This is a genomic window from Delftia sp. ZNC0008, assembly GCF_000799035.1.
GTDB lineage: Bacteria > Pseudomonadota > Gammaproteobacteria > Burkholderiales > Burkholderiaceae_C > Comamonas > Comamonas tsuruhatensis.
The window spans coordinates 1-10,536 of sequence record NZ_JTKZ01000157.1 but is presented as its reverse complement, the minus strand read 5'-3'; the positions used below and the strand labels follow the sequence as shown (position 1 = coordinate 10,536).

The 10,536-nt window shown below is 67.3% G+C and carries 9 protein-coding genes; 7 read left to right on the top strand and 2 right to left on the bottom strand.

Going from position 1 to position 10,536, the window contains the following annotated elements; all coding sequences use genetic code 11:
- Together lptB and L995_RS05410 are read left to right on the top strand one after the other, a co-directional pair.
- Nucleotides 1–550 (top strand): LPS export ABC transporter ATP-binding protein (lptB, locus tag L995_RS05415; protein ID WP_047469919.1); only part of this gene is annotated, 550 nt, incomplete at its 5' end.
- Nucleotides 551–604: 54 nt separating this feature from the next.
- The gene (locus L995_RS05410; protein WP_016454603.1) at nt 605–2,221 is read left to right on the top strand and encodes an RNA polymerase factor sigma-54; all 1,617 of its coding nucleotides are present in this window, start codon (nt 605–607) and stop codon (nt 2,219–2,221) included.
- A gap of 21 nt (nt 2,222–2,242) precedes the next feature.
- Here L995_RS05410 and rtcR read toward each other — a convergent pair whose 3' ends face one another.
- Nucleotides 2,243–3,868, bottom strand: coding sequence for an RNA repair transcriptional activator RtcR (rtcR, locus tag L995_RS05405; protein ID WP_047469916.1), 1,626 nt, complete (start codon nt 3,866–3,868; stop codon nt 2,243–2,245).
- A 697-nt stretch (nt 3,869–4,565) separates the two neighbouring features.
- Between rtcR and L995_RS05400 the strand changes: the two genes are divergently transcribed.
- From L995_RS05400 to rtcA, 5 genes are all read left to right on the top strand, one after another.
- The gene (locus tag L995_RS05400; protein ID WP_047469913.1) at nt 4,566–5,705 is read left to right on the top strand and encodes a slipin family protein; all 1,140 of its coding nucleotides are present in this window, start codon (nt 4,566–4,568) and stop codon (nt 5,703–5,705) included.
- 253 nt (nt 5,706–5,958) lie between these two features.
- The gene (locus L995_RS05395) at nt 5,959–6,624 is read left to right on the top strand and encodes a hypothetical protein (RefSeq protein ID WP_231574358.1); all 666 of its coding nucleotides are present in this window, start codon (nt 5,959–5,961) and stop codon (nt 6,622–6,624) included.
- A 32-nt stretch (nt 6,625–6,656) separates the two neighbouring features.
- Nucleotides 6,657–7,895: an RtcB family protein gene (locus L995_RS05390; RefSeq protein WP_034367706.1), complete on the top strand. Its 1,239-nt coding sequence runs from the start codon at nt 6,657–6,659 to the stop codon at nt 7,893–7,895.
- A gap of 53 nt (nt 7,896–7,948) precedes the next feature.
- Nucleotides 7,949–8,764: a nucleotidyltransferase domain-containing protein gene (locus L995_RS05385; protein ID WP_047469905.1), complete on the top strand. Its 816-nt coding sequence runs from the start codon at nt 7,949–7,951 to the stop codon at nt 8,762–8,764.
- Nucleotides 8,765–8,773: 9 nt separating this feature from the next.
- Complete coding sequence (gene rtcA, locus L995_RS05380; protein ID WP_047469902.1) at nt 8,774–9,817, top strand: RNA 3'-terminal phosphate cyclase; 1,044 nt, start codon at nt 8,774–8,776, stop codon at nt 9,815–9,817.
- Nucleotides 9,818–9,823: 6 nt separating this feature from the next.
- Here rtcA and rocF read toward each other — a convergent pair.
- On the bottom strand, nt 9,824–10,536 hold a 713-nt coding region (gene rocF / locus L995_RS05375; RefSeq protein ID WP_047469899.1), incomplete at its 5' end, for an arginase.

The window sequence follows — 10,536 nt, the reverse complement described above, 5'->3', positions numbered from 1 at the left end:
CCGCGTCGTGGGCAACATGCCCATCCACCAGCGCTCGCGCCTGGGCCTGTCCTACCTGCCGCAAGAGGCATCGATCTTTCGCAAGCTCAGCGTCGAGGACAACGTGCGCGCCGTGCTGGAGCTGCAAAGGGATGAGCAGGGCCGGCCGCTGGCGCGCAGCGTCATCGAGGAGCGCCTGACGGCGCTGCTGCAGGAACTGCGCGTGGACCATCTGCGCGCATCGCCCGCGCTGGCGCTGTCGGGCGGCGAACGCCGCCGCGTCGAGATTGCACGTGCGCTGGCCACGCAGCCGCGTTTCATCCTGCTGGACGAGCCCTTCGCCGGCATCGACCCCATCGCCGTGATCGAGATCCAGCGCATCATCGGCTTTCTCAAGGCGCGCGGCATCGGCGTGCTCATCACCGACCACAACGTGCGCGAGACGCTGGGCATCTGCGACCATGCCTTCATCATCAGCGACGGCCATGTGCTGGCCCAAGGCACACCCGAGGAGATCGTGGACAACGCCGAAGTGCGGCGCGTCTACCTCGGCGAACACTTCCGGATGTAGCGCCATGCCCTGCCTGGCCCGTCTGCGAGATTGCCTGCGCGAAGGAGCTGCCGCTTGAAGCCCGGACTGTCGCTGCGCGTCTCCCAGCATCTTTCGCTCACCCCGCAACTGCAGCAGTCGATACAGCTGCTGCAGCTGTCCACGCTGGAGCTGGCGCAGGAAGTGGAGCAGATGCTGGGCGACAACCCCTTCCTGGAGCTGGCGAACGACGACGGCGACCACGAAGCGGCAAGCAGCGCCCCGGAGCCTGCGGCGCCCGGCGCCGACGCCGCGGACTCCTTCCAGGAAAGCCGTGCGGACCAGCCATCGGCTGCGGTGGAATGGGAGGCGCCGTCGGACACATCCTCCGGCGATGCCGTCGAGACCTCCGGCACGGCCGAGTCCCTGAGCTGGGAAGGCGATGGCCAGACCAACTCGGGCAACGACGACCGCGACTGGGGCAGCGATGCGCCTTCCAGCCGCACGCGCGGCCAGGGTGACGATGACGAGACCGATGCCACCGAGCTGGCACGCAGCGCAGAAAGCCTGACCGACCACCTGCACCGCCAGGCCCTGAGCCTGCGCCTGGGCGAGGTGGACCGCGCCGCGCTGCGCTTTCTGATCGAGAACCTCAACGACGACGGCTACCTGGAAGACCCGCTCGACGAGCTGGCACAGGGCCTGGCGGGCGACGACCTGGAGGAGTGCGAGGAACTGGTGCACCGCTTCACCGTGGCGCTGCGCCTGTTGCAAAGCCTGGAGCCGGTGGGCGTGGGCGCGCGCGACCTGGCCGAATGCCTGACGCTGCAGCTGCGCGACCAGCTGGCCGATGCCGAGCGCGAAGGCGACGGCAGTGCCGAGGACGAAGATCGGCAGGCCGTGCTGCGCACCGCGCTGGACATCTGCGCCCAGCCCATGGACCTGCTGGCGCGGCGTGACCTGCGCAAGCTCGCCAGCCTGTGCGGCGCGCGCGAGGAGCGGCTGCGCGAGGCGATGGTCCTGATCGCCCGGCTGGAGCCGCGCCCGGGCCGGCGCTTTGCCGACGTGCAGCGCCAGATCGTCGTGCCCGATGTCATCGTGCGCCCGGTGCGCATGGGTGCGGGACGCATGGAGTTCAGCGTGCAACTCAACCCCGATGTCATGCCCAAGCTGCGCGTGCACGACATCTATGCCAGCGCGCTGCGCAGCCATCGGGGCAGCGAAGGCCATGCGGCGTTGCAGCAGCGGCTGCAGGAGGCGCGCTGGTTCATCAAGAACATCCAGCAGCGCTTCGACACCATCCTGCGCGTGTCGCAGGCCATCGTGGAGCGCCAGAAGAACTTCTTCGTGCATGGCGAGCTGGCCATGCGCCCGCTGGTGCTGCGCGACATTGCCGATGCGCTGGGCCTGCATGAGTCCACCATCAGCCGCGTGACCACGGCCAAGTACATGGCCACGCCGCAGGGCACCTACGAACTCAAGTATTTCTTCGGCTCGGGGCTGGGCACCGAGGCGGGCGGCAACGCGTCGAGCACGGCCGTGCGCGCGCTCATCAAGCAGTTCGTCGCAGCCGAGGACCCCAGGAAGCCGCTGTCGGACAACCAGCTCGCCGACATGCTCAAGGAGCAGGGCATCGAATGCGCACGGCGCACCGTGGCCAAGTACCGCGAACTGCTCAAGATCCCCCCGACCACGCTGCGCAAGGCCCTGTAGCCGCGCAGGGCGCGCACGCTCTCAGGCCGCAGGCGCGCGGCCGGCCACGTCATCCCATTTGAGGCCGAATTTCAGCAGGTACTTGCGCAGGCGGTCGGCATCGTTGACCACGCTGCGCTGGGTGCGTGACTGGTCGAACAGGCGGCGCCCCGCATCGGACAGCGAGGGCGATTGCCTGCACACGCGCAGCACCGCTTCGAGCTGCATGCGGTCGAACAGATCCATCTGCTCCAGCCTATCGGCGGGCAACAGCGCATCAAGGCCGCAGCCGGCGCCGGCGGGGGCGGGCTGCGCTGCCTCGCCCCGTTGCCACAGCCACTGCATGCGCTGGATCTCGGCATCGACCAGGGCCGTGGAGATGCGCCCTCCGTCAGCCAGCGTGGCCAGGCGCGTCATGCTGGCCGACAGGTCGCGGAAGTTGCCGCTCCACAGCGCCTCGGGCGAGCGCGCAAAGCGCAGATAGCGCTCGCGGGCCTCCACGTTGAAGCGCACCATCTGGCCGGTCTCGTCGGCCGAGCGCGCGAGCAGGTGGTCCATGTTGGGTTCTATGTCCTCGGGGCGCCCGGCCAGGCCCGGCAGCGCGTAGGACCACAGGTTGATGCGCGCGAACAGATCCTCGCGAAAGCGCCCCTGCGCCACGTCGATGCGCAGGTCGCGGTGCGTGCCGGCGACCAGCTGGAAGTCGCTGCTGACCTCGCGGTCGCTGCCCATGGGATAGAAGCGCTTTTCCTCCACCGCCTTGAGCAGCATGGCCTGTTCGTCCAGGCCCAGCTCGCCGATTTCGTCCAGGAACAGCACGCCCTGGTGCGCGCTGCGCAGCAGGCCGGCGCGGTCGGCCGCAGCGCCCGTGAACGCGCCCTTCTTGTGGCCGAACAGCACCGAGGCCGCGCCATCGCCGCGCAGCGTGGCGCAATTGACCTCGACGAACTCGCCCTGCACCTGGTGCCTGGCCTTCTTCAACTCGTACATGCGCCGCGCCAGATGCGATTTGCCCGCACCCGTGGGACCCGTGAGCAGGATGGGCGCGCGCGAGCGCACGGCCACGCGCTCGATCTCGTCGATCAGCGCGTTGAACCCGGCATTGCGCGTGGCGATACCGCTCTTGAGAAATTGCACGGCCTCGCTCTGCTCGGCGCCGAAGCGCTGGGCGATCACGTCGTAGCGCGACAGGTCCAGGTCGATCAGCGCATAGCTGCCCGGGTCACCCATGCGCTGGCGCCGGGGCGGCGAAGTCTGGGCCAGCACGCCGGGAATGCGGCGCGACTCCACCAGCAGGAACAGGCAGATCTGTGCCACGTGCGTGCCCGTGGTGATGTGGGTCCAGTACTCCTCGCGCTCGGGGTCGAAGCGATAGGCCTGCGTCCAGTCGAACAGCCGCGCATAGACCTCGCCGAAATCCCAGGGATCGGCAATGTCCATGGGCACGAGGTTCACCCGGGTCTCGGGCGATGCCGTAGCGATGTCGCCGTGCAGCAGCTGCGCCAGGGCCAGATGGGGCGGCGTGTAGAGCAGCTCCAGCCGCTCCACCACCAGATCCTCGTGCTGCATGAGGGAGAGGGTCGGCCGCCATTTTTCCCAGCGCCCCGCGCCCCTGCCGGAGTCCAGCTGCGTACCCAGAAAGCCGATGACGACCTTTTTCTTTTCCATGTGTTTGTCTAGTTGGATAGCTGAAATTCTAGTTTCTTTGGATTGAAGAAGAAATCAAGGAAAGTGTGATTTGATATTTATCCAAATAAATCAATGGGTTGAAGAATTTTTTGGCACCGGATGCCAGGCTGGCACGCATCTCGCAATAAGCAAGGCATCCAGTGCAGGCGGTGACCGCTCACAGGCCGGGGTTGGGGCAAACGCCCGCCCCGCCGGTGCGGGAAGTCCGGGCCCCCAGGGGCCTGTCGATTTCCCGCATGCCGCACGCCGCAGGCGCTGGGTAACGGCAAGGTTGTGGAAACCGTCCCGCAAGGGACGCCTGGTTCGACTCCAGGCTTGCCAGCCACTGGTAGCTCAGTCTGGTAGAGCACCCTCGCAAGAGGACTGTCGCAGGTTCGATTCCTGCCCACTCTTCCGGCCGCAAGGCCGGGCTATTGAAACGGTCGAAAGACCACCCGCCGAACGCGGGAGGTGGCCACCGGGTTGCGATGCAGCCCCAGGCCGCCCCCCGTCAGCAGCGGCGGCTGTGCCAGGTCCCGGCACGGTCCGCGCCCGCAGCCAGCCACGCTGCAACCTGTTTCCAGGGTTGCCGCCACGGCGCACTGCAAGGCCCGGGCCGTGCCCCCTGGAACCCCGCCGCTGCTGTAACGGCACCCCTATTGATTGCGGCGAAGACGCCGAACGAGGAGAAGAAGAAATGCTGAAGATCCAACGCATCACCATCAAGAAGAACGAACGCGCCCTGCTGCTGCGCAATGGCGATTTCGAGCGCGTGCTGCACAGCGGCCGGCACTGGCTGTTTGCCGGCACCGACCAGCTGCGCGTGGAAACCTTTGCCCTGGAGCAGCCCGCCTTCACGCACGGCCTGGCCGACTACCTGATGGCGCAGGAGCCCGCCGTGGTGGCCGCCGAATTCCTGCGCGTGGAACTGTCCGAAACCGAGGCGGGCCTGCGTAGCGAAAACGGCGTGCTGGTCGAGATCCTGCCGCCCGGCACGCGCCGCCTGTACTGGAAGGGACTGGTGGATGTGAGCGTGCAGGTGGTCGACCTGCAGGGCGGCGCCGAGCTGCCCGCCGCCCTGGCGGCGCGCCTGACCCAGACGCAGCTGCGCCAGCGCAGCGTGTCCGGCCTCAACGGCGTGCTGCAGGTGCAGGTGCCCGCAGGCCAGTGCGCGCTGCTGACCATCGACGGCAAGGTGGACCGCCTGCTGCAGGCCGGCAGCCATGCGTTCTGGAAGTTCGGCCGCAGCAATGCCGTGGAGCTGGTGGACCTGCGCCTGCAGGCCGTCGAGGTCTCGGGCCAGGACATCATGACCCGCGACAAGGTGAGCCTGCGCCTGAACCTGAGCGCCACCTATCGCCACACCGACGTTCTGCGCGCCTTTGCCCAGCTGCAAAAGCCCGCCGAGCACCTGTACCGGGAGCTGCAGTTCGCGCTGCGCGCCGCCGTGGGCACCCGCACGCTCGATGAGCTGCTGGAGAACAAGACGGTGATCGACGACGTGGTGACCGCGCACATGGCGGCCAAGCTGCAGCCCTTCGGCATGGTGGTGGAGAGCGTGGGCGTGAAGGACATCGTGCTGCCAGGCGAGATGAAGGCCATCCTGACCCAGGTGGTGCAGGCCGAAAAGCAGGCCCAGGCCAACGTGATCCGCCGCCGCGAGGAAACGGCGGCCACGCGCTCGCTGCTCAACACCGCCAAGGTCATGGAGGACAACCCCGTGGCCCTGCGCATGAAGGAGCTGGAGACGCTGGAACGCGTGGCCGAGCGCATCGACAAGATCTCCGTGTTCGGCGGGCTGGATCAGGTGCTCAACGGGCTGGTGAAGATGCGTTGATCACGCGATGAGGCGGGCGTGGAGTCGCCGGCGGTGCCGGTTGCTTCATGCCTGCCCTTGAAGGAGAGACACCATGGACAAGAAGATGACATCGAAAAGGATGCAATCGCCTGCAGCGCAAATACAGGAGCGTACAGACGCCCTGGCTGCTGCATCACAGGCGCTCTACCAGAGCTTTGCTGGATACAGGTCGCCGTCGGTAGCGCTGGACGCTTGCGTCACATGCTGCATGGATGCAGACCTGGAGCGCGAGATGCGTCGACTGCCCCTGCGCAGCCTGACCGAGCACCATTTCTACCAATACAACGACGCTGCCAAAAGCGTGGTCCAGCCTGCGGATGAGATCAAGTACCTGGCGCCAAGAATGTTGGAACTGCTGGCGCAGGGCGCAAGGCTGCACCACTCCACCGAGTTGTATCTGGACCGCCTTGGTCGTTGCGAGCCCGGCTCCTTTTCATCGCAGGAAAGCGCGGCGTTGCAAGCCTTTGCTCGTGCCTTCTTTGCCTTGGGGCTGGAGCAGTGGGCTGAGCCGGACACCAGCGTTTTCCAGGGCGAAGAGGCCTTCTCCTTTTTGCTCATGTGGGACTACGCCGGTGTGCCGCTCCAGCCCCTGCTGGACCACTGGCTGACCTGTGACAGCGAGAGCGCCACGCTGCATTTTGTCGATGCATGCTTCTACGAATTCATCTGGGGTGGGAACTGCATCAGCAATGCCTTCGCATCCGATCGCAATGGCTACCGTGCAACGATGGAGCAGTGGCTCTCGCAGGCAGGCACCAAGAAGCATTGGGCAGAAAAGCTGCTGCAACTGGCCGAGCGCGGCCCGGCCAGCTCCTGGCTGCCTTCAGGCAAGCGCGACCACCAGTGCTACCCGCTGGATGAGCGCATAGGCGCGGTATTCGACGCCATGGCCACTTGAGGCGGAAACACGATTCAACCAAGAACAAAGACATGAAAGAGAACAGCACCATGAACAACTACCAACAGCATGATGTCGAGGGCGGCGTCCCCATCAAGATGTGGACCAAGGGCGTGCCCGTCGAGGACGAGGCGCGCAAGCAGCTGGAGAACGCCGCGCGCCTGCCCGTGGTGTTCAAGCATGTCGCGGCCATGCCCGATGTGCACCTGGGCATAGGCGCCACCGTGGGCTCGGTGATCCCGACCATCAAGGCCATCATCCCGGCGGCCGTGGGCGTGGACATCGGCTGCGGAATGATGGCTGCCAAGACCACGCTGCGCGCCGAGGACCTGCCCGACAACCTGGGCCCGCTGCGCTCGGCCATAGAGCAGGCCGTGCCGCATGGCTCGGTGCCGCGCCACCGGGGCCGCGATCCCGGCAGCTGGGAGAACCCGCCCGTGTCGGTGGACCAGGTCTGGGCCACGCTGGCCGAGGAGTTCGACCTGCTGTGCGAGCTGCATCCGCGCCTGGCCAACACCAACAACCGCAAGCACCTGGGAACGCTGGGCAGCGGCAACCACTTCATCGAGATCTGCCTGGACGAGGCGGGCTTCGTGTGGTTCATGCTGCACTCGGGCTCGCGCGGCGTGGGCAATGCCATCGGCACCCATTTCATCGAGCTGGCCAAGAAGGACGCAGAACTGCATCAGCGCAACCTGCCCGACAAGGACCTGGCCTATTTCGAGGAAGGGGCCCGCTACTTTGGCGACTATGTGCGCGGCGTGTCCTGGGCGCAGAAGTTCGCCATGCGCAACCGCGAGGTGATGATGGCCAACCTCATCGCCACGGTGCGCAAGGTGATCGCCAAGCCCTTCGAGTCGCATGTGGAGGCGGTGAACTGCCACCACAACTACGTGCAGCAGGAGCGCCATTTCGGCCAGGACGTGTTCATCACCCGCAAGGGCGCGGTGAGCGCGCGGCGCGGCGAGCTGGGCATCATCCCGGGCAGCATGGGCGCGCGCAGCTATATCGTGCGCGGCCTGGGCAACCCGGAGAGCTTCGAGAGCTGCAGCCACGGTGCGGGCCGCGTGATGAGCCGCACCAAGGCCAAGAAGATGTTCAGCGTGGAGGACCACATCAAGGCCACCGAGGGCGTGGAATGCCGCAAGGATGCCAATGTGGTGGACGAGATTCCCATGGCCTACAAGGACATCGATGCGGTCATGGCCGCGCAGCAGGATCTGGTGGAGGTGGTGCACACCCTGAAGCAAGTGGTGTGCGTGAAAGGGTGAGTGGATGAGGGCCCCAGGCTCTCATCCTCCGGAACAGAAAGCAGGATGAGAGCATGAGGGAAGAGAAGGTATTGAGCGCGCATCCGGTCTCCGATGCCATGCGCGCCACGGTGCTGGCCAATCTGGCCGAGGTGGAGCGCAGGCACGAGGTCACGGTGCTGTTTGCCTGCGAGTCGGGCAGCCGCGGCTGGGGCTTTGCCTCGCCCGACAGCGACTATGACGTGCGCTTCATCTACGTCCACCGCCTGCCCTGGTATCTGACGGTGGCGCCGGGCCGCGATGTCATAGAGCAGCCGCTCAGCGGCGAGCTCGATGTCAGCGGCTGGGAGCTGCGCAAGGCGCTGGGGCTGCTGCGCGCCTCCAACCCCACGCTGCTCGAATGGCTGCGCTCGCCCGTGGTCTACCGGCAGGAGCAGCCCTGGGCCGAGCGCCTGCATCTGCTGGCCGAGCAGGGCTTTTCGCCGGTGCGCGGCTACCACCACTACGTGGCCATGGCGCGCAAGAACCTGCGCGCCCACCTGCAGGGTGATGTGGTGCGCTACAAGAAATACTTCTATGTGCTGCGCCCCTTGCTGGCCGCGCGCTGGATACGCGAGGGGCGTGGTGCGCCGCCCATGCGCTTTGCGCAGCTGGCGGCGGGCACGCTGGAGGATGCAGTCCTGCTGGCCGAGCTCAACGAGCTGCTGGAGCTCAAGATGCGCCTGGGCGAGGCCGCCAAGGGGCCGCGCCGGGTGCGGGTCCATGATTTCCTGGAGCGCGAGCTGGCCCATGCCATGGCCCATGCGCCCGATCCGGGGGACCAGGCCGATGCGGCGCCGCTGGACCGCTATCTGCGGGATGCCGTGGCGCGCTTTGGCGGCAATGAATGAAAGAGAAAAATGAAAGTGATCGAGATCGACGGCTCCGCCGGGGAGGGCGGAGGCCAGATGCTGCGCAGCGCGCTGGCGCTGTCCATGTGCACGGGTCAGCCCTTTGCCATGCAGCGCATCCGTGCCGGGCGCGCCAAGCCGGGCCTGATGCGCCAGCACCTGGCCTGCGTCAATGCCGCCGCCGAAATCTGCGGCGCGCAGATGCAGGGCGCCGAGATGAATTCGCAGACGCTGCAATTCACACCGGGGCCGGTGCGTGCGGGCGAGTACCGCTTCGTGATCGCCTCGGCGGGCAGTTGCACCCTGCTGCTGCAGACGCTGTGGCCCGCGCTGATGCTGGCCAATGGCGAAAGCCGCCTGACCCTGGGCGGCGGCACCCACAACCCGGCCGCGCCGCCCTTCCATTTCCTGGAGCGCAGCTATGCGCCGCTGCTGCACAGGCTGGGCGCGCGCTGCGAACTGCGGCTGCGCCGGCTGGGCTTTTATCCGGCCGGTGGCGGTGAGATGGATGTGACGATCACGCCGGCAACCAATGGGCTGGTGCCTTTCGATATCACCGAACGCGGCGCACCCGTGGCCAGCCATGCCGAATGCTTTGCGCCCGCGCTGCCACGCGCGGTGGCCCAGCGCGAACTGGACCATCTGGGCCAGGCCCTGGGCTGGTCTGGCGAGCAGTTGCAGGTGGCTGCCGTGCGCCAGAACGAGGGGCCGGGCAACGCGCTGCTGGCCACGCTGGCCTATGAGCACCTGAGCGAAGTGTTCACGCAGTTCGGCATGAAGGGCGTCAGCGCCGAAAAGGTGGCGCATGACCTGGCACGCGAGGTGCGCCGCCACCAGGGCAGCCGGGCCGCGCTGGGCCCGTACCTGGCCGACCAATGGGCCCTGCCGCTGGCGCTGGCCGTCTGGCGCAGCGGGCGCGGTGCCAGCTACACCTGCACGGAACTGACGCCGCATGCGGGCAGCAATTTCGAGGTGATCGAGCGCTTTGTGCCTGTGCGCTTCGCTACGGACGCAACGGGCGACGGCTGGCGTATTTCGCTCTCGCCAGCCTGAGCGGCCTCAGCGATCGGCCCGCACCAGCGTGCTCTTGCCGAACAGGCTCTCCAGCAGGTCCACCACCAGCTCGGCCGTCTGGTTGCGCAGGTCCAGCGCCGGGTTCAGTTCCACCAGGTCCATCGAGCCCAGGCGTCCGGTATCGGCCAGCATCTCCATGCACAGCTGGGCCTCGCGGTAGCTGGGGCCGCCGCGCACGGGCGTGCCCGTGCCGGGCGCGATGTCGGGATCGAGGTAGTCCACGTCGAAGCTCAGGTGCAGGTGGGTGTCGCTGCCGGCGAGGCCGTCGAGCGCGCGGCGCATGACCTCGCGCATGCCCAACTCGTCGATGGCGCGCATGTCGTACACCTCGATGTCCAGCGAATGCAGCAGGCGCTTTTCCTGGTCATCCACGCTGCGCAGGCCGATCTGGCACAGCGAGGCGGCATCCAGCGCCGGATCGCCGCCCTGGGACAGCGCGGTCAGCGGCTCGGGCCCCAGGCCGCAGAGGCTGGCCACGGGCATGCCGTGCAGGTTGCCGCTGGGCGAGATATCGGGCGTGTTGCAGTCGGCGTGGGCGTCCAGCCAGATCACGCGCAGCGCGCGGCCCAGGCGGCGGCAGTGGGCGGCCACGGCACTGATCGAGCCCATGGCCAGGCTGTGGTCGCCGCCCAGCATCAGCGGCAGCTCGCCATCGTCCAGCGCCTGGCCCACGGCCTGGTGCACGGCCTGCAACGCGG